A 25,464-nucleotide genomic window follows, 5' to 3' on the forward strand; every position below is an offset into this window, starting at 1 on the left:
TGTAGACATGCTCACACATAAAAATGTACAATAATAATGTACAATAAAAAAGAGGGTAATAAAATGTCACATATCTCGTTTACTCAAGCCCGGGCTAACCTTGCCAAGTTAATTCAACAAAGCCAACAAGGCGAAAAAGCGTTTATTGCCCAACATGGTCATACTTCTGCTGTCCTCTTATCTTATTCGGATTATCAAAAATTACATGGTACACCTCAAGACTTGATGCAGGCTTGGGAAGCTTGGCATCAACAGTATCGTCAAGGATTAAATAATGAAATAACAGCGTTTCAACCCGAACGTGAAAATAGTTTTGGGCGTGAATTTTCATGGTAAATCAAATCAGTTATTTACTGGACACCAATACGATCTCTGAGCTAGCAAAACCACAACCCAATTCAGAGGTTTTACGACAGTTTTATGCTTCTCAGCATGAAATTGCGATTCCAAGCATTGTTTGGCATGAATTACGTTTTGGTTGGTTAAAAATGGCAGATGGGCAACGTAAGCAACTGATTGCTGCCTTCTTACATGATGTCGTGAGTTTAATTCCAATTTTGGATTACGATGCACAAGCAGCAAAAATCCATGCTGAGATTAGAATTCAAACCCAAAAAGTGGGTGCAAATATCCCCTTTGTCGATGGACAAATTGCTGCTATTGCAATGGCCCAAGGCTTGATTTTAGTCAGCCGAAATACGAAGGATTTTCAAGCCATAGATGGCTTAAGGCTCATCAACTGGTTTGCAGAAACCCCTTAACCCTTTAGATCATCCTTTTGATATTGGCGAATCACTCATGACCAAACAATTTGCTGTAATTGGAAATCCAATTGAACAATCTCGCTCACCTGAACTACATCATGCTTTTGCAGCAAAAACTGGTATTGATTTAAACTATAAAAAAATTCTTGCGCCTTTAGATGGTTTTGAAACGACGACTAAGACATTCTTTACTCAAGGTGGCATCGGCATGAATGTCACCGTTCCTTTTAAAGAACAAGCTTTTGCATTGTGCGACCAACTCACAGAACGTGCCAAGATTGCAAAAGCAGTAAATACACTATGGATGCAGGATGGCAAACTCTACGGCGACAATACCGATGGTCAAGGGCTCGTTGCTGCGATCCAAGCACTTGGTTGGAATCTTAAAAATAGCCGTATCTTAATCTTGGGTGCTGGTGGTGCAACGCGCGGTGTGATCTACCCATTGGTACAGGCAGGCACAAAAAAAATTGTGATTGCGAATCGCACCCTAGCCCGCGCTGAACAACTGGTCAATGATTTAAAAGATGCTGTAGTACAGGCTGAACTTACCGCGATTAGCCTAGAACAGCTTTCAGGTGAGTTTGATTTTGTGATTAATGCAACTTCGGCAAGTTTAACAGGTAATACCTTACAACTACCCGAAAGCCTTGTGTTCCATCATGCTTATGAAATGGCTTATGGCAAGCCCTCTAGCTTTCTCGATCAAGCCCAAGCACGTCAAGTCCCATCCACTGATGGGTTTGGTATGCTGGTTGGACAAGCAATCGAAGCCTTTTATATTTGGAACGCAGTTAAACCTGAATTAAAAGATTTCTTATAAATCCATCTCCAAAAAAAGAACCTGCATGATGCAGGTTCTTTTTTGCTTTGAATTATTTAACCGTTAACATTTTCTGATAAACATCTTTAAAGATCTCATAATCAATAAATTCATCATGATCAACCTTTAAGTTTTGAATCGTCTTCAAGGTCAACTTGTTTTGGCGTGCTGCCACATACACTTGCCCTAAAATATTTGCAGTCTGCTCAAGTAAGATTTTTTCCTCACTTGAAGCACCATTCTCACGTTCAAATTGAACTTGGTACTGTTTAGCAAATAGCTGTTGTGGTTGCTTATATTGTGCTTGTAGTTTCTTCCATGCTTGGCGATCTTTATCTCCACGCATCGCATCACTGACAATACGATCTACCGATTCGCCCAACGGATAATTGAACTGCTCATCGTCTTCTAGATGATGTTTCTTTTGTAACGCTTCTATCGTTGTAAGTGCCGCACCTTGAGGGTTGTATACCTCTTCACTTGAATACCAATAGGCATACACACTGGCTATTTCTTGCAACTCTTTGGTTGAATAACGCTGTACAACCTGTGGTGTGCTTTCCGTTAATTTGGCTATAAATACAGCTTTGTAGGTTTGTTCATATGATCGGGTTGCATCATAACGTTGTGCAGCAATCACTTTAAGCTGATCATCCAATGACAATGTATATGGCTGTGCAGCCCGCTCTACAATCCCTGCCTGACCCATTTTTTCAGTGAATCGGTCAATTGATTGCTCAAACATCGATCCCTTACTCACTTCCGACCATGTTTTGGCACGTTTTAATTGCACTCGATCAATCGGTGTTGCTTTTCCATAATTCAAAACTTGCATATCCGCTTTAAGGTTCACACGAGATCGCAATTCTGGAGAAGTATAATTTAGATCATAGTCATAGTTAATCGCACGCCCTTTTTCATCTAAACTAATATCAATAAGGAATGGATTACGTTTATCTACAGGCAATGCTTGATTAATCTCAGTCTGATGCTTGATCCAGAGTGCTTTGAAGGCATGATCATCAATAAACTGAGCTTGGTTATAAACAGAGAATAACTCTTCCAAAGTGCTTAATTTCGCAATATAAGAAATTAGACCAGAAGCACTTGATTGCGTTGGGTTGAATACATCAACACCATGCATACTTTGACAATATTGTGCATCGCCATAGGTAATTTTTGGATTTGATGATAAAGAATCACACTGCTCACGACTTAAACCACTTTCATAAACAGCTTCCACATCAGACCCAGACTCAGAACCATAGCCGCTTTTTGCCGCCTGATCCCCATCATCACTTTCCCATGCTGCAGCTTGTGTTGCTTCCGCTGCTGCCATTGCTTCCAAAGCGGCAGCAGACGCATCCTCAGAAGCAGAGCCATAGGCATCAGCTTCATCCTCAACACCAAAATGTTGATTCACCAATTGATAAAGCTGCTGACTCACCACACTCGCATCATCAGATGCAGTTTTAGTATTTTTTGTTGAAGATGCTTTTTTAGACTTACTTTGAGCATCGACTTCATCTGCGATCAGTTTTTCTAAGCTCTGTTCATTCATATTTAAAATGCTTTGCATTAAATATTTTTCATTCACTTTGCTATATAAACTCGATTGCAAAAATGCTTCTTCAATCGTTGTTTTTAAGCGAATCTTTTCAACGACACCTGCCGCACGTTCTGCTGATGACACTGGCAAAGCTTGTATATTTTGCTGATCTGCCAAACGATAAAACACGCCACTTGATGCTTTGAGGTATTCCACAAACTTCTTGTAATCAACTTGCTTGATCAAACCTTGATACTTCGAAAAATCGAAATATGCCAAATTACTCTGGTTTTCTTTATTAACCAAATATGGCATAAATCCAAAATAATTGACGTAAAACTTATGGTCGTTAAGATCGAGTACCATCGGTACTTTCGCCTGCACCAACAAGGTAGGTTTTTCATAACGCGCGGTTAGATTAAATGAACCCATTTTTTGACGATAATGCACTGAACCATCATATTCAAATTGCATATCATTCAAAATCATTGCCATGGACTGAATGACTTTATCCACTTTGGTTTGACCATATGAACTCTTGTCTTGTGCCAGTGCATCATACAAGGCTTGTTTCTGCTTGCTATTTAAATTGACTTTTTGATCTCTTAAATATTGCTCAACTTTTTGTTTTAATGCTGCATCTAATGGCGCTTGTGGACGAGTAGCAGCCTTATTTTGATCTAACTCAACATGAACATTAAATTTTCCGCGATAATCATAACTTGGGTATTCATACATCGCATTAATACTATTGATGGCCTTTTGCTCTAAACCAGCCGTACCAGTATTGGTTTTAATGACATGTTGTGAACATGCTGAAAGACTCAGCCCCAACAAACATAAAGTTAAATATTTTAAACGCATAGTTTTACCAACCACCTTTATATCATTATACTTTCAACTAAAAATTGACCCATTTTCATCATAAACATACGTCTAAAACTCAAATAAAAAAGGGACTTCCACCTTAATCACTGTTCTTCAAAATTCGCTTTTCTGACATTTTTTTCTAGTGGGCTTATCAATGTATTTGTGTCACTATTGTGAATAATCTAGAGTATCGAAACAGATAATCCAAAATGATTCAAATACAGGATTAAGATTATGCCAGCTTATAAAGCCCCGCTCCGCGATGTTCGTTTCTTAATGAACGAAATGTTAGATTATCCAGCACATTACCAAACTTTAGCAAGTGGTCAAAATGCTGATGCTGAAACTGTTGATATGATTCTTGAAGGTGCGGCAGATTACTGCGAAAACGTACTTTCTCCACTCAATCAATCAGGCGATGAAGAAGGCTGTACGTTCAACAATGGTGAAGTCACAACCCCTAAAGGCTTCAAAGAAGCATATGACCAATTCGTCATGGGTGGTTGGCAAGGTCTTTCGTATCCTGAAGAGTTTGGTGGTCAAGGCTTACCAATGTCTTTGAATCTAATCAAATCTGAAATGATGGGAACGGCAAACTGGTCTTTCACCATGTATCCAGGTTTGAGTACTGGTTGTATGAACACCATCATGCAATTTGGTACAGATGAGCAAAAAAATACCTATATGCCTAAACTGGTTGAAGGAACTTGGTCTGGTACGATGTGCTTGACTGAACCTCAATGTGGTACAGATTTAGGTCAAGTTAAAACCAAAGCAGAACCTCAAGCAGATGGTACTTACCAGCTTTCTGGTACGAAGATCTTCATCTCTGCAGGTGAGCACGATTTAACAGAAAACATTATCCACATCGTACTTGCGCGTCTTCCAGATGCACCTGCGGGTACACGTGGTATCTCATTATTCATCGTACCTAAATTCATCCCAACTGCGGATGGTGGCGTAGGTGAACGCAATACTGTTTCTTGTGGTTCAATCGAACACAAAATGGGGATTAAAGCCTCTGCGACAGCAGTATTGAACTTTGATAATGCAACGGGTTACTTGATCGGTGAAGTGAATAAAGGTTTACATGCAATGTTTACCTTCATGAACACTGCACGTATTGGTACTGCGGTTCAAGGTGTTGCTCACGCTGAACTCTCTTTCCAAGGTGCTTTACCTTATGCCAAAGATCGTATGTCAATGCGCGCGCTTTCTGGTAAAAAAGAACCTGAACGTGTAGCTGATGCAATTATTCACCATGCCGATGTACGTCGCTTGCTGTTGACGCAAAAAGCAATTGCGGAAGGTGGTCGTTCAATGATCTACCACGCAGCTAAACTTGCTGACAAAATGACAGATGCTATCGCAAATGGCGATCAAGCAGCTTATGAAGCACATGATGACAAACTTGGTTTCTATACCCCGATTTTAAAAGGCTTCTTGACTGAGCTCGGTTTAGAATCAGCAAATAATGGTATGCAAGTATTTGGTGGTCATGGCTATATCCGTGAATGGGGTATGGAGCAGATCGCACGTGATGCACGTATCTCAACCTTGTACGAAGGTACAACAGGTATTCAAGCACTTGATTTACTTGGTCGTAAAGTACTTTTAAGCTCGAAAGGTAAAGTTGTTCGTGACTATACTGCTGAAATCTTAAAATTCTGCGCAACACATGCGCGTAATAAGTATTTACGTCGTTTTGCTTGGGACTTAACCAAACTTTGCGCACAGTGGAATACACTGACTGTTCGTATCATGCTTGCTGCACGTAAGGACCGTGACATCGTTTCTTCAGCTTCTGCTGATTTCTTGATGTTCTCTGGTTACGTAATGATGGCTTACTTCTGGGCGCAACAGGCTGTGGTTGCTTCTGAGAAATTAGAAGCGGGTGACGGTATCGAAACACCAGAATTCTATAAAGCAAAAATCAAAGTTGCTGATTTCTATTTTGACCGCTTGTTGCCACGTGCTCAAGGTCATGCAGAATCAATGGTATCAACTTCACGTACCTTGACTTCACTTGCACCAGAACACTTCAGCTTCGACTACTAATCGGATCTATTAAAAAAGAGCGCATATATTGCGCTCTTTTTTATTCACTCTAATCTATTTTTTTAAATACATAAGCTTTTTTAGGGAATGGATATTCTTTAAAGAACTTCCGATTTTCGCCATTATTCCCATTCCAAAGTTTATCTAAATTTAATACCAAATCTTGATTTTGGTTAATTTCATAATACAAGCTAATGTTGGCAGCATCACAACGAACCATAATTTCATTCAGTTCTTCATGCGCATACCATTGTACTTGTTTACAGGTTTGCTCGATCTTGGCAACGTTCTGAGAAGAATCTGCACCTAAGCGACCAAAACTGGTATTGATCCAATACACTGAACCATCTTCCAATAGATTCAGAATATATTCCGCTTCTTTCTCGTGATTCACGCAACCCGCAAAAGCATCGGTACATGGAATACGAGCATGATAACGCCCCACATAGGTCATACTGGTTTCAGAAGGCTCTGTTAAGTTACGCTTCCCCATACTTGAGTACGGTAAAGTTGCTTGTCCAGCAACTTTAGTTAATGGCACACCATCATCGGTAAATGAAGACGGCTCATCTGGTACAACACTTACCTCATCACTTGATTGCATCTGAATTTGTTTAGCGGATTCTGAATAATCACGATCACACGCAGTCAGACCGAAACTCAATACACATCCAACACTCACATACTGTAGTAACAACCACCTGAACTGCATATCCACAAATCTCTAACATCAACATCATTATCGACGAATCCAACAGGACTGCGCCCAATAGATCTAAAGAACATAGAATATATTCATTCTCTATGCTCATATAAGGGACGCCTACCGACTGAAAGAACGACAATAAAACTGAATCATACGGTGACAAAGCAGTCTGCTTTAAGTCGGTGCATTTTAGGCGATACTGTTGGTTTTTCCAGCAGGATTTTACACAACGTAACTAATCTCTTATCTATTTAAACTTTAAAAAATGTATACCGCCCCTATTTCTTAATAAACAGCAATCAACAGATGAATATCTCTTTTATGCTGTCATTTCATTACGTTAAGGAGAAGAACTCGATGACCAATACTGGTTTATATCGCTCAAACCAAAAAAGCATGATCGCAGGTGTAATGGGCGGTATTGCTGAACGTTTTGGTTGGAACGCAAATTTATTACGCTTGATCTTTGTTGTGATCTCAATCCTCAGTGCCGCTTTTCCCGGTATTTTAGTGTATTTGATTCTATGGTTGGTCATTCCCAAGAGACAAACAGCATCTATAGAGCATGTACAACATTATCAGCAGCCTGTAAAAACAATTTATGATGATCAGAGTATGAAACGTTAATTAACTTTGCCACTTTTGGTCGCTACGGTTGGATACACCCCAAATACAACCGTAGCTTTTTTTTATTGAAATTAAGGTAATGCTCGACCTAACTGTTGTTGCAAAGCAGCAATCATATCAGCACGACTGATCATTCCGATCAAACGTTGATTCTCAACCACCGGGATATAATTAAAAGACTTCTCTACAAAATAAGGTATGAGGTCTTGAATCGGTTGTAGCGGTTCAACGGTCACCACCCTACGACTCATAATTTGACGAACATAATGCTGCCAAGAATTCCTTGGATCAGTCGCACTTTTAAACCACTCAACCACTTCATATAAAGCCAGTGTGCCGACAAGCTCTTCCTCATGATTGACCACAGGCAAGCTCATTATATTGACCGCTTTGAACTTATCTAATGCCTGATGAATATCATCATCCTCATGCAGCGTGATCACATCCCGACTCATAATATCTTGGCAAACGAAGCTATTTTGCAAACGCTCATGTGCTCGTTGTTGCGCATCTAAGATGATTTTTTCTAAGTCGTATTGACTAATATCGAGTAATTCGGTGTGGTGCTCTAAAGCATATTTAATATCTTTGGGCTGAATTGACACTTTCTGCGTCGGTGTAGGGTCTTTGCTGCGTGCATTGACATGTGCTGTTATTGGATAATGTCGCCCAATTAAACGATTAAAAAACACTGCAAACAACAACAGTAAAATTGAATTTAATAAGACAGGATAAAGCACAAAGTAGAAGCCAAGACGATGAATCGCATCGCCTCCCAATACAGCCGTGATCGCCACCGCCCCACTTGGCGGATGCAAAGAATCTGTCGTCATCATCACAAAAATCGCCAGACCCACTGCCACGCTAAATGCCGTGGTTAAATCTGGCAACCATTGCACACAAACAACACCAATCACCCCAGACAACGTATTGCCGATAATTACATTCCACGGTTGCGCCAAAGGACTGTTTGGTAGAGCAAAAAGCAGTACCGAGGATGCACCCATCGGTGCGATATACCATGCATTCATCCCACCCAGTACATACCAACTCAGTAATGACGACACGGCCAAACCACATAATGCGCCAAAGCCTGAAAGCAAACGCTCTTTCAGCGGAAGGGTTTTATAGTTGGGTTTTAGAAAACTTAGCCAGTCAGATTGAGTAAAGCTCACAATACACCTTGCTGGAATCATGTCGAGTTTGATGGGTTGCGGCAGTATACACCCAAGCATTTATAAGATATATTCTTGTTACATCTTAAAACATGTAGCCATTTTGTTCTCTAAACGCCACCGACTCCTCTTATAATAAATTTGATTAAATTAGACCAAAGACCAATATACTTAAAACACTAAACCGATTATGAAAAACAGCGCACGCCTCTTATTTATAAAAGAAATAAATATCACATAGATTTTTATCAAAAAACTAAATACCACTTACAGCTTAAATACCATAAAATTCAAACGTTCAAAAACTGGACAGGGATGTACTTCAAACTTTCTAAAATTGGATCTGTTCTTGATCAGCAAAACTTAGTCTCATTATTTATACATTTTTAGCCTTACTTGGATGTATACATGGGCAAGGAGTACACGGATTTAAAAAAAATTTACATGGATGATAGAAGTTAGCATTTACTATTGATTCGCTAAAAATATAGTTACTCTGTCACGTGAAATTGAGTGATAGATAACAGCACAAATAAGGATATTGTATGAATGTTCCTCACCTAGAAACACCAACCAATGCGATGCCGAAAGGCGTATTGCGCGGTTGGATTATCATTGCAATTGCAGCCTTGCTGTCATTCGGTCTATATGAAATTCTCCCCTATGATCAAAATGCCAATAAAGGCTTAAGTTTATTATTCTTTATTGGCATTTTATGGCTGACTGAAGCGATCCACATCACCATTACCGCGCTCTTGGTTCCTATTTTAGCCGTTTTGGTGGGTATGCCAAGCGTTGGTAGTAATGACGAAGTCAGTCCGATCACAACAGCCAAAGCACTCAGCACTTTCGCTGACCCCATTATTTTCCTCTTTTTTGGGGGTTTTGCTTTAGCAACTGCCTTACATGTGCAAAAGCTAGATCGTAAAATTGCCATGTGGGTCATTGCCTTGTCTCGAGGACATTTGGGGCTCGCAGTACTGGCAATCTGTATCGTCACCGCATTTTTATCGATGTGGATCTCAAATACCGCAACTGCGGCGATGATGCTCCCGCTTGCATTAGGCTTACTCTCCCATTTTGATGCAGCCAAAGAACGTAAAACGTTCGTATTTATTTTGCTTGGTATTGCCTATTCAGCCAATATTGGTGGTTTAGGTACCCTCGTCGGTTCACCACCAAACGCCATTGCAGCCAAAGCGCTAGGCTATGATTTTGCTGACTGGATGAAAATCGGCTTACCGATGATGTTGCTTCTTTTCCCTGCAATGTTAGTCAGCCTATATCTAGTTTTACGCCCTAAATTAAACCATCGTGTTGAATTCAAAGCTGAAACGATTCCTTGGAATCGGGATCGCATGCTCACTATGATCTTGTTTGTGGTGACAGCTTTGGGTTGGATCTTTGGCAAGAGCGTGAGTGAGCAGTTTGGAATTAGCCAACCAGATACGTGGGTGGCGATTGCCGCAGCATGTATGGTGGTAATCTTAGGGATCGCGACATGGAAAGATATCTCTGATAACACCGATTGGGGTGTACTCATGTTATTCGGTGGTGGCTTGACGCTCAGTGCGGTTTTAAAAGATTCAGGTTCATCATTGGTACTCGGACAAACCCTCGCCAACGCCTTTGGTGGTGCGTCGCCATTCTTGGTCATTGTTGTTGTAGCTGCGTTTATTATTTTCTTAACAGAGCTCACCAGCAATACCGCTTCTGCCGCGCTTCTAGTTCCAGTCTTTGCTGCAATTGCCGCGCAAATGGGGCTTCCAAAAGAAATCCTTGTATTGGTGATTGGTCTCGGGGCATCGTGTGCCTTTATGCTGCCTGTGGCAACACCACCAAATGCAATTGTATTTGGTACTGGGCATATTCAACAACGTGAAATGATGAAAGTTGGTTTCATCCTCAATGTATTATGTATTGCCGTGATTTCAATCTTCTTTTACTTATTCTTTCTTTAAATAAGTCCTAAAGTTATTGCATTGATTCTCAAACTATCCGCAAAAAAATAGCCCATTTACTGGGCTATTTTTTTTATCGAAAAATTAAGATGCTTTAGCGACACCTAACCATGTAAAGGTATTCGGTACATCATTCAGTTGAATAGTTTGTTTGATTTTTAAGTTCTTCAAATCAAGTTCAACAATCGTTTTGGCTTGAGTATCATTGATAAAAATCGTGTCTGACGCGGCATTGACCACTAAACGACTTTTAGAAAGCTCAGCACCAATAACATTGTTAATCGCCTGAATTTGACCTAATCGTTGCCAAGTTTGCGTATCAATCACATGCACAGTGCCCATACTATCCAAAATAGCCAAATAGCGTCCTGTTGCATCAAATGCTTGTTGTAAGCGTTTAACCGCAGTTGTACCATCAAGCTCTTTCGCACCGATCGACCAATCTAAACTGATCGCATTTCCTTGTTGTGGATCCACAACAAATAAAGCATGAGTGCCTGATGCAAATGCAGCAAATTGATTAATTTTTTCATGCCCTGCTAAAGTTGAAATACGCTGATCAATAAAGACTTTTTTATCAACAAAAGTATCTTTCTTCTGTTCAACCACCAACACCCCATCTTCACAACCAAAAGCAGCGTAATTTGCTATCGAAGCTGCCCCATGTAGGCGATTACATGGATTTACCAAGGTTTGTTCTTCATGGTAATGATCACCATGGATGTGATAGCTTTTTATAATACTAAGTGCCGTTGCATCGATCGGCAAATAAGTACTAAGTACATACTCGCCTCGTGGTTCAGCTACCCCATGATGATTTTTTGGTAACTTCTGCGTCGCGATACTTTGCTGAGCAATCATTGCATCATTAAACACATCGAACTTAGAAACATCCGCCACACTGCCATCATAAAACAATGCCGCAGTGCCATTGAAACTACGATAATGAGCAGGTGTAGTACCATTTAACTGGAACGTTAAGATATTTGGAGCATTAACCTTAAGTTGATTGCTTTGACTAAAGACACCGCCATCAGCAAATTGAACCACACCATCATTACGACTAACCATGACTGCATAACGTGATTGCGGGCTGCTGTACATCGCTGAAGGCGTATAGTTTAACGCTTTACTATCAATTAATTTCTGATCTTTTAGATCATAAACCGAGAGCATTGGACGATCTGCATCGGCATTAGCAATCGCCAAACGACCTTCATATGTTTGCGTCGTCGGTTGTTCTGGTTTTGGAGTGTTTGATGATGAACTTGATGAATCACCACTGCCCCCACATGCGGATAACAACACACTACTGAATAACGCACTCAGCAGATAAGCTTGTTTTAACTTATTCACACTCATTTCCCCTGTTGGACTGATTTATACTAATTTTGAAACGTTATAACATAACATTAATACAAAATTAATCATTTCCTGCATTTTTCCAACAGTAAAAATCGTATAGAGAAACAAATTTTCACTTAAGAATATGTATTATTTGGATAAATTATTTTTAGATCATTTTTTCATTTAAGTAGCGCCAATAGCGTTTTGGCAAGTATTGAACATGAAGTTTAATGTTCTGACGCTCCTTGATATTGATACTATTAAAATAATCTTTCCAAAGCTGATCATATAATTCTTCTTGTTGATCTAATTCTAATTGGAAGTTCTGACTCGCCCCATTTTCGATATTACGGTCAATCTGATGGGCTTCTAAAGAGACTTCATGGATCTCGCGTAAATCATAATAAAGACCATACTTACGTTGCTCATCATAAATCAGCCAGCGCTGGTCTTGATAACGACGCTTAAAATGCGGCTGAATCAGTGGCAACACATTAAAATCAGGTCGAATTAAACTGATAAACAATTCATCTGTGGTTTTTTTAAAGCGAATGAATGCCTCCATCCGATGTTTTTCGCGCCCCACCTTTTTCGTCCATTGCGAAATCGCCAAAACGCTGGGATGTGAATAATTTTTCTCGACTGAATGTTGATGTCGAAAAACATAGACACAGTAATTAAATAAATGCTGATAAGCGTCCAGCGATTCGGATAAATATGCAAAATAGAACTGTCTTAACGATGACTTTGACAGGCGTTGTTGTAATGCAGACCAAACACGTTGCGCATGCTGTTCATCATTTGGAATCTCAACAACAGTGGCAAATAATCCATGCTGCGCCCCTTCATTTAAACAGAGTTGAACTTGGAACTCTTTAAATTGAAAAGCACGAAAGACGCAATTGAGTAAGCCGACCATTGAACCATCAAAGTAATAATAAGCAATACCATCACTTAACATCACTAGAAGCCTAAACTCAGTTGAGGTGAAAGTTGTTTGACATACTTAGATGAGCCTTGAGTCAGAATTTGTTGACGGATGTAATGAGAAGAAAGTTCCTTTTGGAAGCGTGGACTGTCTTCACAACGAATAAAAAACTTCGCTCTTGAATATGCCACACCAAGCTGTTTTAGCAGATCGCTATGCACCCTACCAAATCGACGGGCTTGCACGATTTTCTTGGCCGACTTCACCCCAATACCCGGTACACGTAAAATCATACGGTAATCTGCACGATTTAGATCGACAGGAAACTGCTCAGGATGTCGTAGTGCCCAACTTAGTTTTGGGTCAACATCTAGATCAAGATGAGGGTGTTTTTCATTGACGATTTCGTTGACTTCAAAACCATAAAAACGCATCAGCCAATCACTCTGATAGAGTCGATTTTCACGTAACAATGGCGGCGCAGAACCCACCGCAGGCAAGTAATTATTTTCAGTATTAATTGGGATATAGCCTGAGAAATACACCCGTTTGAGTTTAAATTCTTTGTAATGTCGATCTGCCATCACAAGCACATCTTGATCAGTCTCCTGATGTGCGCCAACCACCATTTGTGTGGTCTGCCCTGCGGGCACATATTTCGGGACATGCTTAATGATTTGACGTTCATCTTTAAGTTGAATCAACCGATCACGAACCAGTCCTAAATCTTTTTGCACTTCTTGATGTGATTTTTCAGGAGCAAACGCTTTGAGCCCAATCTCAGTTGGCATTTCCAAATTAATGCTCATCCGATCTGCATAAAGCCCTGCTTCATGAATCAGCTCAGGTGATGCTCCCGGAATAGTTTTAAGATGAATATAGCCATTAAAGTTTTCTTCGAGACGCAGTTTTTTCACCACTTGCAGCATTCGCTCCATGGTGTGATCTGCGGATTTGAAAATGCCTGAGCTTAAAAACAAGCCTTCGATATAATTACGCCGATAGAAATTAATGGTCAGGTCAACCACTTCCTGTACGGTAAATGCAGCACGTTTGACGTCATTAGAACGGCGTGACACGCAATAAGCACAGTCAAAAATACAGACATTACTAAACAAGATTTTCAGCAGCGAAACGCAACGTCCGTCTTCGGTATAGCTATGACAAATCCCGGACCGACTGGCATCACCTAAACCTTTGTCTTTATTTTTACGGTCACTTCCACTGGATGAACAAGACACGTCATATTTGGCTGCGTCCGCAAGAATTTGCAATTTTTCACGAATGCGATCAGACATTTCAAACGACCTGAGGAGAACAGAGAATATCGTTTAAAAATTAGCACTTCCAAGTTGTGAAATTAAGAGCATGGGAGATGCAATGCGTCATGAGGTGACGTATAGTTGATAAGTTAAATATTAGCGATAACCAGATTTCCCAACCCATTCATTTAGATAAAACAATGATCCTGAGTTTTTATAAATTACTTACCCAACGGCTTGATGTCAGTAAAGATCAGATTTGGCGTTGTTTGATTCAAACCCCTCTCTATGCTGGTATTCCAATATTTTTTATATTGTCCGCTTTTTTCGCACCTAATGATTACTTCTCTATAGAAATATTTACAGTATTCTATGAAATGTTTCTTGCCACACTCTGTATTGCATTGATCTACTTCATCTTGGTTTTCCTTCCAACCTATTTAGTTCAAGTTTTATTGAAAAAATATAAAGTCCTCAATTTCTTTTCGATTATTGCGTATGCAGTTTTATTTACCGCTATTGTCCCTAGCCTGATTATGATTTTAAATACTGCTCAGATTAATATTATCCCATTCGGCTTTTTTCTTATTTTCTGTTTCTTCTCCCTCACATTTGCCCTGACCAACTGGGTTTTATTACTCAGAACTGTAAATAAAGCAAAGGCTTATTCAAAGCTGAAATGCCCTGATTAGCACCTCAAAGCTGGTTGCAAAGTTAAGTTTATGGTTACTTATTTATTTCATCGAATAAAAAGTGAGTACATTCTCATGATGTACCTCTAATAACCAACTACGATTAAGGTCAACGATTTCTAAACTGATCCCAATCGACCAACTAAACATATCCCAATGTTTTACAAAAACCTTCCATTTGGTTTTGATGACATGCTCGTCATAAAGCATATATACATCTTGATCAAAAGGAATCTTACATTGAAACAACCAGTCTCGAACTTTGGCAATTTCAATATCAGAATTCCAACTTTCAGAAATGTCTAACGCAACTTGATCTACGAACAACTTAGGAATCTCTTTAGATATAAGGCGAATAAATTCAGTCGCTTCAAACCCTTTTAAGAAACTTGTACGTTTAGATAAGTATGTCTCTAACGCCGATTCATCGATGAGGAAAAATAAACCAGATGGCAATTCAGCATAGTTTTCCCAACGTTGGAACTTACTTTCATAATCTGTCAGATACATGATTTGCTTTAATTTTGGTCTAGATGAAAAACAGTATAACTTGAGCTATAACCTTTGCCACTACTCCGCAAAATCCTTATACTTAACCACAATTTTTGTTTGATTCCAGTGGATGCACCATGAGTCGTGCTATATCGCATATTGATACATTTCAGGGCTTAATTCTTGCCCTACAAAACTATTGGGCGGAGCAAGGCTGCGTCATATTACAACCATATGATATGGAAATGGGTGCAGGGACATTCCACACTGCAACCTTCTTACGTGCATTAGGGCCAGAAACTTGGAACGCGGCTTATGTTCAACCTTCACGTCGTCCAAAAGATGGTCGTTATGGTGAGAACCCTAACCGTTTACAACACTACTATCAGTTCCAAGTTGTATTAAAGCCAAACCCAGATAACATCCAACAGCTTTATCTCGACTCTTTAAAAGCCATCGGGATTGATACCCTGACGCACGATATTCGTTTTGTGGAAGACAACTGGGAATCTCCAACACTTGGTGCTTGGGGCTTAGGTTGGGAAGTCTGGTTAAATGGTATGGAAGTGACTCAGTTCACTTACTTCCAGCAAGTCGGTGGCGTTGAATGCTACCCTGTGACTGGTGAAATCACTTACGGCTTAGAACGTCTTGCAATGTACCTACAAGGTGTAGACTCGGTTTATGATCTTGTTTGGACCAAAGGTCAGTTCGGTACTGTGACATACGGCGATGTATTCCATCAAAATGAAGTTGAGCAATCGACTTATAACTTTGAATACGCACCAGTCGATAAAATGTTTGAATTGTTCGACTTCTATGAAGCTGAAGCATCACGTTTAATCGAAGCTGAACTGCCACTTCCTGCTTATGAACAAGTGATCAAAGCATCTCACTGCTTTAACTTACTCGACGCACGCGGTGCAATATCTGTTACTGAACGTCAGCGTTATATCTTACGTGTGCGTACTTTGGCGCGTTCTATTGCACAAAGTTATGTGGCTGCGCGTGCGAAACTCGGCTTCCCGATGGCAGAATCACATTTACGTGATGAAGTATTAGCTCAGTTAAAAGCACAAGTTGAGTTCGATGCAGCCCAAGCTGAAAAAGCGAAGGAGAATAAATAATGACAAAGCATACTGTTTTATTCGAACTTGGCTGTGAAGAACTTCCACCAAAAAGCTTAAAAACTCTACGTGATGCTTTAAAAGCAGAAACTGAAAAAGGCTTAAAAGAGGCAGGCTTAAACTTCACCTCTATCGAAGCCTATGCTGCGCCACGTCGTTTAGCATTGAAAATTGTGGATATCGATGCTGCTCAAGCAGACACGCAAAAACGTTTTGATGGCCCTGCGGTACAAGCTGCTTATGATGCTGAAGGCAAAGCAACCAAAGCACTTGAAGGCTTTATGCGCGGTCAAGGCATTACGGTTGATCAGCTTTCGACGTTCCAAGCAGGTAAAGTTGAAAAAGTTTGCTTCTTGAAAGATGTGAAAGGTCAAAGCCTTGATGCTTTACTTCCACAGATTTTGCAGGCTGCATTGGATAACTTGCCAATCGCAAAACGTATGCGTTCAGCGGCAAGCCGTACTGAATTCGTGCGTCCAGTGAAATGGGTCGTGTTGCTGAAAGATGATCAAGTGGTTGAAGCAACCATTCAAGATCATAAAGCTGGTAACGTGACTTATGGTCATCGTTTCCATGCCCCTGAAGCAGTGGCTTTGGTGCATGCTAACAATTACTTAGCGACTTTAGAAAAAGCATATGTGGTAGCAGACTTTGAAAAGCGTCAAGCGACCATTCAAGAACAAGTGAAAAAATTGGCAGATGATGTCAACGCGACTGCAATTGTTCCTGCAAACTTGCTTAATGAAGTGACCAGTTTGGTTGAATGGCCAGTTGCGTTACGTGCGACTTTTGAAGAGCGTTATTTAGCTGTTCCTCAAGAAGCTTTGATTACCACCATGCAGGACAACCAAAAGTATTTCTGCTTAATCAATGCTGAAGGTAAATTACAGCCTTACTTCATCACCGTTTCAAATATTGAGTCGAAAGATCCGATTCAAATTATTGAAGGGAATGAGAAAGTTGTACGCCCGCGTTTGTCTGATGCTGAATTCTTCTTCTTACAAGACCAAAAGCAACCGCTTGCAAGCCGCAAAGAAAAATTAGCCAATATGGTATTCCAAGCTCAATTGGGTACGCTTTGGAATAAATCAGAACGTATTGCAAAATTGGCGGTAGCGTTATCACCTATCACAGGTGCGAATGTTACTGATGCTGAGAAAGCAGCTTTCCTTGCGAAATGCGACTTAACCTCTGAACTCGTTGGTGAATTCCCTGAACTTCAAGGTATTGCAGGGACTTACTATGCCCGTCTTGAAGGTGAGAATCATGAAGTTGCTGAAGCTTTAGGTGAGCAGTACTTACCTAAGTTTGCGGGTGATGTTTTACCACAAACCAAGACTGGTACAACGATTGCGCTTGCAGATCGTTTAGATACGCTTGTTGGTATTTTTGGTATTGGTCAAGCGCCAACAGGTTCTAAAGACCCATTTGCACTCCGTCGTTCTGCAATCGGTATCTTACGTTTAATCATTGAAAATGAACTCAATGTCACGATTGAAGAACTGGTTAATTTTGCACTGCAAGGTTATGGCGATGTGGTTAAAGATCATGACAAGACGCATGCTGATGCAGTTGCTTTCCTTGAAGGTCGTTATCGTGCCAAGTACGAAGATCAAGGTGTTGCAGTGGATGTTCTACAATCAGTTCAAGCACTTGCGCCAAAATCGCCACTTGATTTTGATAAGCGTGTGAATGCCGTCAATCACTTCCGTACTTTACCTGAAGCGGCTGCTTTAGCTGCTGCAAATAAGCGTGTTGCCAATATTCTTGCCAAAGAAGCAACGCCTGAAGGTGCTGTAGTTGAAGCGAATCTAGTTGAAGCTGCTGAAAAAGCACTTTATGCGGAATTATCTGCTTTAACACCAATGGTTCAGCCTTTGCTTGATGCACGTAACTATACTGAAGCGTTGTCTAAGCTTGCTGCCCTTCGCGCGCCAATTGATGCTTTCTTTGAAGGTGTCATGGTTATGGCAGACGACGCTGAATTGAAAGCCAACCGTTTACGTTTACTCGCTCAGTTGCGTGGCTTATTTACCGCTGTTGCTGATGTGAGTGTGTTGCAGGGTTAATTTACTTTTTATAAAAAACCCGCTTTTAGAAGCGGGTTTTTATTTATTTTCTTTTGAATAGACTTATAAGCATATGAATAAATACGCTATATCATTTCTTCTCCTACTATCTATGGTACAAACTGGTTGTAATTTAAATCCTAGTTCCAAAGCGCAGCCTGAGATAGAACATAATCAAAATATACAAAATCCTATTGCTATTGGAATGGCTAGAAGTGAATTTATTAGCAAAGTGGTTACACCAAACTCAAGCAAATTAATCGGTGATAAACGGGTCGACACTTTTATATTTTACAAAAGAGGCAGTGCATCCAAACGATATGGACAAGCACTCTACAATGGATTAATGGCAGGCTACATAAAGTTTGAACCACTAATAGATAAATTATCAATTCCTGAGTCAGCAACTAGAGGTGATAATGTCGTTATTCAGGTTATCTATGATTCATCAGACCGTGTTGAAAAAGTTGTAAGGATCCAATAATTAAAACACTAATGCTTCCTAAATTTACTTAACTTTGTGCAATAAGAGCTTGAGCTTTTATTTGCAGGAGCAATGGTAGAATACATGTATGACAAGGTTAAATATTAACTTACGATTCAATAAAGACTTCTTGTATAGACCCCTTTATTCTTTCCAACTAGAAATTCATCCTTTATACATAACTGTATCAATTTCACATCATCCCCACTCTTTTCTTCTACCGAACGATAAGCTATAAAACTCTATTGCAATGAGATCGCTCAAAGGAAAGAAAAGATGATGAACAAAGTAAAAGTTTTATGTTTCGCCACTACATTGATTGCATCATCTTCACTCTGGGCAACGGATACAACAACAACGACACCAACACATACATCGAGTGAAACCCAATCCAATGTTAAACCGTATGGAGATAATCCAAACTTAGCGCGTGTACTGCTCTATAAAGCAGGCAAAGGCATGCAGAACCTAGGTGATTCGATTCAAGGTGCATCTGAAAACACATCACAAAAAATCGGTAAAAAATGGAAAAGTACCAAAGAATACAGTGCTGAACAGTCCGTCATTGTTCAAGAACAAACTGAGAAAGCAAAAACTTATACTGCAAAGAAATGGCAAGACACCAAAGATGCTGTAGTGGGTACAAATGATGGAAATGTACCCATCGAACGTGCTGAACTAAGCGCTCCATCATCAAATTAATACGATTAAATAGAACTTATAGGAATGCATCAAATAATGATTAACAAGCCATTCAAAATAACCCTATTGACCATAGCAAGCAGTGTTGGGTTCACTGCATGTTCGCTTACACCAACTCAAACCGTATTTCCCATAACGCAATTGGAACAAGTTGAAAATATTGATGCGCTGCCCGATACAAAAACTAATATTGCAACGCTCAGTAAATACAAAGACCGTTGCGTGATCAAATTTACAGGTTACTTAGAAGGTGGTGAAAGTACTGAGACTTGGGACTTTAGAAAAGATAAACTCAATCGTGCATTTTCGGAAACCTTTCACTACGCGCCTAACAGTCCAGTTAATAACACGACTCACAAACCTGAGTTAGATCAAAATACTCGCAAAGTCACCATATTTGATATTCAAAATACCGACGTAAAAAGTAACTTTAACAAGTTAAAAAGCCATTTTAACCAAAGCAACTTAGCTCAATGTCACTAATTACTTCTTAAATAAAAACTCGTTGTAGATATCTCTATCTGCAACGAGTTATGGCACTTTTAAACACGCTTGAGGTCAATTTAAACTATAAAAAATTAACTCAATTTGATGATAAGCCACTGCTCGCAGCCAACACATCAATACGTGGGAATACCAAACCAGTTCGCGTATCAGTAACTGGTTTGCCAGTTACTTTCAAACGATTGATGGTTTGATCAATGCTTTCAGTCGGACTCACACTATTGGCACGCAATAATGCAATCGCCCCTGCAACATGTGGTGCAGCTTGTGATGTCCCGCCCTGAGTTTCACCGCCAGCAGTAATCAATGCACCTGGTGCAAGTAAAGTGACCAATGAACCACCATTACTAAAACAAGTCACTTTGTCAGCAGTCGTGGTTCGATCTGTACAATTACTCCATGCCATATTCCCCAGATTACTATCGTACACAGCCCCTACACGCACCGCACCTGCAACACAAGCAGGTGAAGATATCCCATCTGCAAATCCATCGTTACCCGAAGCAACCACAGGCGCAACACCTGCTGCTCGTGCGTTGGCGAAAGCAGTGGCATAACTACTGTTTTGACATTCAGACGTATATTTCACCCCAGATACACCTAAACTCATGTTAATCGCTTTAATGTTATAAGCTTGAGCATTATTGACCGCCCAATTAATACCTGCGAGGATATCGCTATCATAGGCAGTGCTCACCCATTGCCCTTGATATCTGACCTTTCTAAATGCATCGATGCCAATGATTTTGGTTTTAGTCGCAACTTTGGCAACAATCGCTGAAACATTACTGCCATGTCCGTCATCATCTAAGCTGCCGTCATCGGGCGCACTGTCAAAGGAATACACCACCCGACAAGTCGATGCAGGGGTATTGACTGCGGTACAGCCAAAGTCAGCATGTTTATAATTTACACCTGTATCAATCACCACCACACTAGATCCATCGCCTGTAAAACCATTCGTTTCAGCTTGTGGTTGGTTAATTAAAGGGAGACTTTGCATCGTGGTCGGTGAATTTTTTCGGTTCGGGTAAACACCCTTCACTGACGGATCATTTAAAACCTTTGCTAATGTTTCACGATCTTGGATGCGATATAAACCTAAAGGCAGTCCATTAAACTCACGTAAAGTTTGAAAGCCTGATGCTTTGGCAAACTTATTTTTAAACTGTGTTTTGCCTTCAGCAATATAACTCCGCTTTTCAAGGCTTGGCGATATATGAGAAAAGTTCGTCTCATATTCAATCAGTAAATCATTAGATTCATTGCTCACCAAGGCATTCAGATCAATTTTTCCTTGGGCAACTTTGGCTACTGCACTTGAACTCAACTGCTGCTTTAATTGAGTTGCATTTAAAGCTGCAGCAGAAGAGCTTGTACTGTATAAAGCACATAAACTTAGTAATAATAACGTTTTATTTTTCAATTTATATCTCCATTGTTCTCGGATAAAGAACATTTGAACCTCTAGTGGTCTTGGGTAAAGTCCACTAAACGATTAAAGCGTTTTAATTTCATTTGCAGGATCTTTTTCTGGATCTATCGGTTGAATCGCAGGATCACTTTTGGTGTTATAAAATTGCGCCTCTTCATTCGACTGTTCCGATTGATTCAATAAAGTTGTTGTTATTTCAGTGGTGTTGTTCTCCTCTTTGTTTAATGTTGTTGGAATAACTTCAAGATATTCATCTTTCATCTGATGGATATACTGATCTTGGGAAGACGTTAAGGGATCGGATGGCTGGAAATAGAGCACGATCGCACCCACTCCAATCAATAAAAGTAAAAATGCCGCGATCTTTTTCATTCATATGCTCCAATTTTTTTTACTGTTTATCGCAAGGTTTTGTTTGAATCATCTAAAAGATAAGTTTTATTAACTTTAATATTCATGTTAATTTTAATGTTTTACTAACATTCAAAATTGTACATAAAAATTCGTTATTGCGCTCAACTTTTAGACAGCTTTTTACCTCGACGTAGAATCATTTGAGAGATGTATGGTTTTCTATAAAGACAATTGAATTTAATGAAAAACCAAAATAATTTTTCCACACTTTTAGACCAAGCAATAAAAATGCCACTTTTAATTTAGATGATTTGAACTTGATATTTGGCTCCCCCATTCATTCTTTAATTTCCTTAAAGAAGTGCATTTGGTTTTATTTTTATTTATTTAATCGTCAATTAACTTGTTTTTACTTATAATTAAAATTATATTTTTCACATATTTAGTTTCCTAATCTCTCTTCACAATTTATCTCTATAGTGTGTTTAAGCTGTAATCTACTTGTAAAGTTTTGCTGAAATCCATAGCTTTCTCCTTTTTGCTCGCTATGATGCAATTGCGTTTATGAAGTGCCCTGATATGGCACATCACTTAAGGAACCGCAATATGAAAAAAATGATCAAAACTGCTATCGTAACAACAAGTATTCTTGCTTCTGCATCTGTCTTTGCTCAAAACGTCGGCGCAAATGCAAGTGGCTCAGCCCAAGTTTCTGTTCAGTCAAACGGCTTAATTAAGGGCGTTACTGGTGCAGTTAAAAATACCGCACAAGGTGTTGGTCAAGCAGCACATCATGTTGGTCATACCGCTGTGAATACTGGTGTAAATGCAACTCAAAAAACCGTTGGTACGGCTGCGAATGTCGGCTCAAATGTTGTTCATAGCACAGGTACAGCGATTAAGAATTCAAAAGACTATTCGGTAGATAAAGCTGTTGATGGTAAAACCTTCGTAGCGGATAAAACAGCAAAAGCCGTACATACCACTGGTGTAGCTGTTAAAAACTCGAAAGACTATACGGTAGATAAAGCCGTTGATGGCAAAAACTTAGCTGCTGAAAAACGTGCAGAAGCAAAAAAACGTTATCAGGAACGTAAAGCTGAACCAAAATCAGTGGGTCTGAATACCCAAGCAGGCGTTCATGCTGGAAATTCATCTGTTCAAGCACAAACAGGCTTAAATGCAGATAAAAAACAAGCGCAAGCTGGTGCAAATGTTGGCGTGAAGGTATTAGGTGTAAATGCCAATGTAAACACCAATGCAAAAGTCGGCGCAAACTAAGCTCGACATATTCACCACAAAAAAAGCCTTTTGAACGTTCAAAAGGCTTTTTTTATTGCATACATATTTGGCTCAACAGCAGTATAGCTTGGTCTGCTCATCCGCATTATTTTCGATAAAATGACTCAAACCTTCAGCACCACAACATAAAGTCAATTGCTTATAGCTCACACTACAAAAATCAGCATACTGTTTAAAAACCAATGGTGACTGATCTAAAGGTAATGGTTCGCCAACGGGAATCAATTTATGAATACCACGATCATTCATGGTGAGTAAGTAGCGTTCATTATTCAAATCAAGTTCGACCAAAGCATTGGGCTGAACCTTTAATGGCAAAAGATACTGATGATTTGCAGCAATAATATCTGCCGCATAACTTTCGAGCTTTAAAGTCACCACATTGAAAACCAAAAAGTTTTGTTGCGTCGTTCTGACATTCGGACTCAAAGCTTCAGCGTGTTGCACAAAATGCGGAATCGCGCCCAACTTATGTAGGTTCTGTTCAGTTCCTTGTTTAAGCTTAAATAATTGCTGCACCAGTTTTTGCTTTATGGTTGCATCAAAATAACGCTCATCCAATTGCAAGTCATTATTTTCCAATATTTTTAATAAAGCACGATGATGTCGGTGCAATAAAGCATCCAGCACATGGCGATAATAAAACTTACTTTGCTTTTTGACTTCTCGAACACGTCGATAGAAATAGGTGATATCAAATGGCTTTACAACGAAATCATTTAAAAGTTCTGAACTGGCCAACACAGAGAGTGCCTCATGCCCTGTAAAAGGTAAATGAATCACATGCATCTTTGGCAACAACGGCTGGATCTTTAAAAAATGCTCTTTATCTTCGGCATAATAAGGATCATAGACAATAATGTATTCACGTGCAGGATCGACTTCATCCGCTTGAATTTGCATATCTTGATGAATTGATGCATCAAAAAATTCAGCATAACGACGGTCTTGCACCATGTCAGGATCGATGGAGTATTGCGGAACAAAAGCCACGATTTTTTGCATATTCAATAAATTTGAATATTTAATCGCAGCATAACCGCCCATCGAGCCACCATAGCCCACAATCTGTTTAAATTGCTGCAAGATCGGTTGAATCTGTTGCTGCATGGCAAGCATGCTGCGTTTGGGAAACCATGTCTTCTGCTTCGGCATAATGCCGATGACGTTGTATTGATATTTTATTAATGATTTTTCAGCATTAATGGACATGCCTTTAGCGCGACTAATCAAATCGCCAAACGAAACCACTAACGTGTCACTTGAACCTTTTAAAAAAATAACGCGAATATGATCATCTTCAAATATTATTTGTTTATCCATGCTCACACTGAAAAATATTCCTAGGTGTGAATCAACAAGTCATCAAATGATGGCTTTGCCAATCCTTAATTGCGGAGTATCTTATTTTATAGAGATCAGTCAGATTAAAAAGCGCAAAAAATGACACAATCCTTACATCCTACCGCACAAAAAGGCTTTAGTTTGGGGGCTAAACTGTACCAACAAGTTCGACCCAGTTACCCACAAGAAACAGTCATTTGGCTGCAAGATCGGCTCCAAATAGGTGAAAATTCAACTGTTGTTGACCTCGGCTCTGGGACTGGCAAATTCTTACCTTACTTGATTCAGACACAGGCAAAAGTGATCGCGGTTGAGCCTATCTTAGAAATGTTGCAACAACTTCAACACAGCTATCCTAACATTGAATGTATTCAATCCTCGAGTGATCATCTTCCTCTAAGCGATCAGTCAATTGATGCGATTGTTTGCGCGCAGTCTTTTCATTGGTTCTCAAATATTGAGAGTCTAAGTGAAATGCATCGCGTATTAACCGCATCTGGGCATGTCGGCTTGATTTGGAATCAGCGAGACATTGAGGTCAATTGGGTGAAAGCGTTAGCTGATGAAATTGCACCATTTGAAGGAGATAGCCCACGTTATCACAGCGGGAAATGGAAGCAGGTTTTTGACGGTCAGAATTTGTTTAAACCCATCGATGTACAAACATTTCAATTGATACATCGCGGTACAGTCGAACAAGTGGTGAGTAAGCGTCTGCTCTCTACCAGCTTTATCGCAGCCCTAGCACCAAGCGATCAACAACAACTCAAAACCAAGTTCGAACAAATTGTATTTGATTTTACGGGATTAACTGCGCAAGATCAGATAGATTTCCCTTATGTCACTTATGCTTATCATTTTCAAAAAATATCGAATTAATGAGTTTATT

General features: G+C 39.7%; 24 protein-coding genes. 14 read left to right on the forward strand and 10 right to left on the reverse strand.

Features of this window, described 5'->3' with window-relative positions:
- Positions 1-63 precede the first annotated feature (63 nt).
- From F903_RS00715 to aroE, 3 genes are read left to right on the forward strand one after another with little or no spacing between them, the layout of a single operon-like run.
- On the forward strand, positions 64-336 hold the full coding sequence (locus tag F903_RS00715) for a type II toxin-antitoxin system Phd/YefM family antitoxin (RefSeq protein WP_005193738.1): 273 nt from the start codon (positions 64-66) through the stop codon (positions 334-336).
- Positions 330-761 (forward strand): type II toxin-antitoxin system VapC family toxin, encoded by a 432-nt coding sequence (locus tag F903_RS00720; RefSeq protein WP_005193741.1) that lies wholly within the window; start codon positions 330-332, stop codon positions 759-761. Before F903_RS00715 ends, F903_RS00720 begins: the two co-directional genes overlap by 7 nt.
- A 37-nt stretch (positions 762-798) precedes the next feature.
- Positions 799-1,587, forward strand: a complete 789-nt coding sequence (aroE, locus tag F903_RS00725; RefSeq protein WP_005193743.1) for a shikimate dehydrogenase — start codon at positions 799-801, stop codon at positions 1,585-1,587.
- A gap of 52 nt (positions 1,588-1,639) precedes the next feature.
- Here aroE and F903_RS00730 read toward each other — a convergent pair whose 3' ends face one another.
- A complete protein-coding gene (locus tag F903_RS00730) occupies positions 1,640-4,000 on the reverse strand; it encodes a hypothetical protein (RefSeq protein ID WP_005193744.1) in 2,361 nt (786 codons plus the stop codon).
- 240 nt (positions 4,001-4,240) lie between these two features.
- Here F903_RS00730 and F903_RS00735 point away from each other — a divergent pair, with 240 nt between their 5' ends.
- Positions 4,241-6,064 (forward strand): acyl-CoA dehydrogenase C-terminal domain-containing protein, encoded by a 1,824-nt coding sequence (locus F903_RS00735; RefSeq protein ID WP_005193746.1) that lies wholly within the window; start codon positions 4,241-4,243, stop codon positions 6,062-6,064.
- A gap of 49 nt (positions 6,065-6,113) precedes the next feature.
- Here F903_RS00735 and F903_RS00740 read toward each other — a convergent pair whose 3' ends face one another.
- Positions 6,114-6,776 carry a hypothetical protein gene (locus F903_RS00740; protein WP_005193747.1) on the reverse strand — a complete coding sequence of 221 codons (663 nt, stop codon included), beginning with the start codon at positions 6,774-6,776 and terminating at the stop codon, positions 6,114-6,116.
- Between the two features lie 351 nt (positions 6,777-7,127).
- Here F903_RS00740 and F903_RS00745 point away from each other — a divergent pair, with 351 nt between their 5' ends.
- Positions 7,128-7,397 (forward strand): PspC domain-containing protein, encoded by a 270-nt coding sequence (locus tag F903_RS00745; RefSeq protein ID WP_004673066.1) that lies wholly within the window; start codon positions 7,128-7,130, stop codon positions 7,395-7,397.
- 71 nt (positions 7,398-7,468) lie between these two features.
- On the opposite strand, the gene F903_RS00750 is transcribed toward F903_RS00745, so the two are convergent.
- Positions 7,469-8,572 carry an HPP family protein gene (locus F903_RS00750; RefSeq protein WP_034594725.1) on the reverse strand — a complete coding sequence of 368 codons (1,104 nt, stop codon included), beginning with the start codon at positions 8,570-8,572 and terminating at the stop codon, positions 7,469-7,471.
- Between the two features lie 545 nt (positions 8,573-9,117).
- On the opposite strand from F903_RS00750, the gene F903_RS00755 reads away from it, so the two are divergent.
- Positions 9,118-10,533, forward strand: coding sequence for an SLC13 family permease (locus F903_RS00755; protein ID WP_004673071.1), 1,416 nt, complete (start codon positions 9,118-9,120; stop codon positions 10,531-10,533).
- A gap of 84 nt (positions 10,534-10,617) precedes the next feature.
- Here the strand turns inward: F903_RS00755 and F903_RS00760 are convergent, their stop codons facing one another.
- The 3 genes from F903_RS00760 to F903_RS00770 form a co-directional block, all read right to left on the reverse strand.
- Positions 10,618-11,889: a YncE family protein gene (locus tag F903_RS00760; RefSeq protein ID WP_034594727.1), complete on the reverse strand. Its 1,272-nt coding sequence runs from the start codon at positions 11,887-11,889 to the stop codon at positions 10,618-10,620.
- A gap of 157 nt (positions 11,890-12,046) precedes the next feature.
- A complete protein-coding gene (locus F903_RS00765) occupies positions 12,047-12,841 on the reverse strand; it encodes a TIGR03915 family putative DNA repair protein (protein ID WP_005193751.1) in 795 nt (264 codons plus the stop codon).
- A gap of 2 nt (positions 12,842-12,843) precedes the next feature.
- Positions 12,844-14,106 carry a putative DNA modification/repair radical SAM protein gene (locus F903_RS00770; protein ID WP_005193752.1) on the reverse strand — a complete coding sequence of 421 codons (1,263 nt, stop codon included), beginning with the start codon at positions 14,104-14,106 and terminating at the stop codon, positions 12,844-12,846.
- A 164-nt stretch (positions 14,107-14,270) separates the two neighbouring features.
- Between F903_RS00770 and F903_RS00775 the strand changes: the two genes are divergently transcribed.
- Positions 14,271-14,762: a hypothetical protein gene (locus F903_RS00775; protein WP_005193753.1), complete on the forward strand. Its 492-nt coding sequence runs from the start codon at positions 14,271-14,273 to the stop codon at positions 14,760-14,762.
- A gap of 42 nt (positions 14,763-14,804) precedes the next feature.
- Here F903_RS00775 and F903_RS00780 read toward each other — a convergent pair whose 3' ends face one another.
- The gene (locus F903_RS00780; protein ID WP_005193754.1) at positions 14,805-15,272 is read right to left on the reverse strand and encodes a hypothetical protein; all 468 of its coding nucleotides are present in this window, start codon (positions 15,270-15,272) and stop codon (positions 14,805-14,807) included.
- A 119-nt stretch (positions 15,273-15,391) separates the two neighbouring features.
- On the opposite strand from F903_RS00780, the gene glyQ reads away from it, so the two are divergent.
- The 5 genes from glyQ (at position 15,392) to F903_RS00805 (ending at position 20,119) form a co-directional block, all read left to right on the forward strand.
- The gene (gene glyQ, locus F903_RS00785; protein WP_005193755.1) at positions 15,392-16,381 is read left to right on the forward strand and encodes a glycine--tRNA ligase subunit alpha; all 990 of its coding nucleotides are present in this window, start codon (positions 15,392-15,394) and stop codon (positions 16,379-16,381) included.
- Positions 16,381-18,450, forward strand: a complete 2,070-nt coding sequence (gene glyS, locus F903_RS00790) for a glycine--tRNA ligase subunit beta (protein WP_005193756.1) — start codon at positions 16,381-16,383, stop codon at positions 18,448-18,450. Before glyQ ends, glyS begins: the two co-directional genes overlap by 1 nt.
- Positions 18,451-18,523: 73 nt before the next feature.
- On the forward strand, positions 18,524-18,934 hold the full coding sequence (locus F903_RS00795; protein WP_034594626.1) for a hypothetical protein: 411 nt from the start codon (positions 18,524-18,526) through the stop codon (positions 18,932-18,934).
- A gap of 276 nt (positions 18,935-19,210) precedes the next feature.
- A complete protein-coding gene (locus F903_RS00800; protein WP_005193760.1) occupies positions 19,211-19,636 on the forward strand; it encodes a hypothetical protein in 426 nt (141 codons plus the stop codon).
- A 36-nt stretch (positions 19,637-19,672) separates the two neighbouring features.
- Positions 19,673-20,119: a hypothetical protein gene (locus F903_RS00805; RefSeq protein WP_005193761.1), complete on the forward strand. Its 447-nt coding sequence runs from the start codon at positions 19,673-19,675 to the stop codon at positions 20,117-20,119.
- A gap of 100 nt (positions 20,120-20,219) precedes the next feature.
- On the opposite strand, the gene F903_RS00810 is transcribed toward F903_RS00805, so the two are convergent.
- Positions 20,220-21,566, reverse strand: a complete 1,347-nt coding sequence (locus tag F903_RS00810) for a S8 family peptidase (RefSeq protein WP_034594729.1) — start codon at positions 21,564-21,566, stop codon at positions 20,220-20,222.
- A gap of 72 nt (positions 21,567-21,638) precedes the next feature.
- Positions 21,639-21,947: a hypothetical protein gene (locus tag F903_RS00815; RefSeq protein ID WP_005193765.1), complete on the reverse strand. Its 309-nt coding sequence runs from the start codon at positions 21,945-21,947 to the stop codon at positions 21,639-21,641.
- 588 nt (positions 21,948-22,535) lie between these two features.
- Between F903_RS00815 and F903_RS00820 the strand changes: the two genes are divergently transcribed.
- Positions 22,536-23,210, forward strand: coding sequence for a hypothetical protein (locus F903_RS00820; protein WP_005193767.1), 675 nt, complete (start codon positions 22,536-22,538; stop codon positions 23,208-23,210).
- Positions 23,211-23,282: 72 nt separating this feature from the next.
- Here F903_RS00820 and F903_RS00825 read toward each other — a convergent pair whose 3' ends face one another.
- Positions 23,283-24,554 carry a hypothetical protein gene (locus tag F903_RS00825; RefSeq protein ID WP_034594630.1) on the reverse strand — a complete coding sequence of 424 codons (1,272 nt, stop codon included), beginning with the start codon at positions 24,552-24,554 and terminating at the stop codon, positions 23,283-23,285.
- Positions 24,555-24,674: 120 nt separating this feature from the next.
- Between F903_RS00825 and F903_RS00830 the strand changes: the two genes are divergently transcribed.
- Positions 24,675-25,454: a class I SAM-dependent methyltransferase gene (locus tag F903_RS00830; RefSeq protein ID WP_005193771.1), complete on the forward strand. Its 780-nt coding sequence runs from the start codon at positions 24,675-24,677 to the stop codon at positions 25,452-25,454.
- The last annotated feature ends 10 nt before the right edge of the window (positions 25,455-25,464 follow it).

Source organism: Acinetobacter sp. NIPH 298, from assembly GCF_000369505.1.
Taxonomy (GTDB): Bacteria; Pseudomonadota; Gammaproteobacteria; order Pseudomonadales; family Moraxellaceae; genus Acinetobacter.

What these genes read in the sequence shown, in the direction of transcription:
- F903_RS00715 (WP_005193738.1), top strand. Translation starts at nt 64, where the DNA reads ATGTCACATATCTCGTTTACTCAAGCCCGGGCTAACCTTGCCAAGTTA.
- F903_RS00720 (WP_005193741.1), top strand. Translation starts at nt 330, where the DNA reads ATGGTAAATCAAATCAGTTATTTACTGGACACCAATACGATCTCTGAG.
- aroE (WP_005193743.1), top strand. Translation starts at nt 799, where the DNA reads ATGACCAAACAATTTGCTGTAATTGGAAATCCAATTGAACAATCTCGC.
- F903_RS00730 (WP_005193744.1), bottom strand. Translation starts at nt 4,000, where the DNA reads ATGCGTTTAAAATATTTAACTTTATGTTTGTTGGGGCTGAGTCTTTCA.
- F903_RS00735 (WP_005193746.1), top strand. Translation starts at nt 4,241, where the DNA reads ATGCCAGCTTATAAAGCCCCGCTCCGCGATGTTCGTTTCTTAATGAAC.
- F903_RS00740 (WP_005193747.1), bottom strand. Translation starts at nt 6,776, where the DNA reads ATGCAGTTCAGGTGGTTGTTACTACAGTATGTGAGTGTTGGATGTGTA.
- F903_RS00745 (WP_004673066.1), top strand. Translation starts at nt 7,128, where the DNA reads ATGACCAATACTGGTTTATATCGCTCAAACCAAAAAAGCATGATCGCA.
- F903_RS00755 (WP_004673071.1), top strand. Translation starts at nt 9,118, where the DNA reads ATGAATGTTCCTCACCTAGAAACACCAACCAATGCGATGCCGAAAGGC.
- F903_RS00765 (WP_005193751.1), bottom strand. Translation starts at nt 12,841, where the DNA reads ATGTTAAGTGATGGTATTGCTTATTATTACTTTGATGGTTCAATGGTC.
- F903_RS00770 (WP_005193752.1), bottom strand. Translation starts at nt 14,106, where the DNA reads ATGTCTGATCGCATTCGTGAAAAATTGCAAATTCTTGCGGACGCAGCC.
- F903_RS00775 (WP_005193753.1), top strand. Translation starts at nt 14,271, where the DNA reads ATGATCCTGAGTTTTTATAAATTACTTACCCAACGGCTTGATGTCAGT.
- F903_RS00780 (WP_005193754.1), bottom strand. Translation starts at nt 15,272, where the DNA reads ATGTATCTGACAGATTATGAAAGTAAGTTCCAACGTTGGGAAAACTAT.
- glyQ (WP_005193755.1), top strand. Translation starts at nt 15,392, where the DNA reads ATGAGTCGTGCTATATCGCATATTGATACATTTCAGGGCTTAATTCTT.
- glyS (WP_005193756.1), top strand. Translation starts at nt 16,381, where the DNA reads ATGACAAAGCATACTGTTTTATTCGAACTTGGCTGTGAAGAACTTCCA.
- F903_RS00795 (WP_034594626.1), top strand. Translation starts at nt 18,524, where the DNA reads ATGAATAAATACGCTATATCATTTCTTCTCCTACTATCTATGGTACAA.
- F903_RS00800 (WP_005193760.1), top strand. Translation starts at nt 19,211, where the DNA reads ATGATGAACAAAGTAAAAGTTTTATGTTTCGCCACTACATTGATTGCA.
- F903_RS00805 (WP_005193761.1), top strand. Translation starts at nt 19,673, where the DNA reads ATGATTAACAAGCCATTCAAAATAACCCTATTGACCATAGCAAGCAGT.
- F903_RS00815 (WP_005193765.1), bottom strand. Translation starts at nt 21,947, where the DNA reads ATGAAAAAGATCGCGGCATTTTTACTTTTATTGATTGGAGTGGGTGCG.
- F903_RS00820 (WP_005193767.1), top strand. Translation starts at nt 22,536, where the DNA reads ATGAAAAAAATGATCAAAACTGCTATCGTAACAACAAGTATTCTTGCT.
- F903_RS00825 (WP_034594630.1), bottom strand. Translation starts at nt 24,554, where the DNA reads ATGGATAAACAAATAATATTTGAAGATGATCATATTCGCGTTATTTTT.
- F903_RS00830 (WP_005193771.1), top strand. Translation starts at nt 24,675, where the DNA reads ATGACACAATCCTTACATCCTACCGCACAAAAAGGCTTTAGTTTGGGG.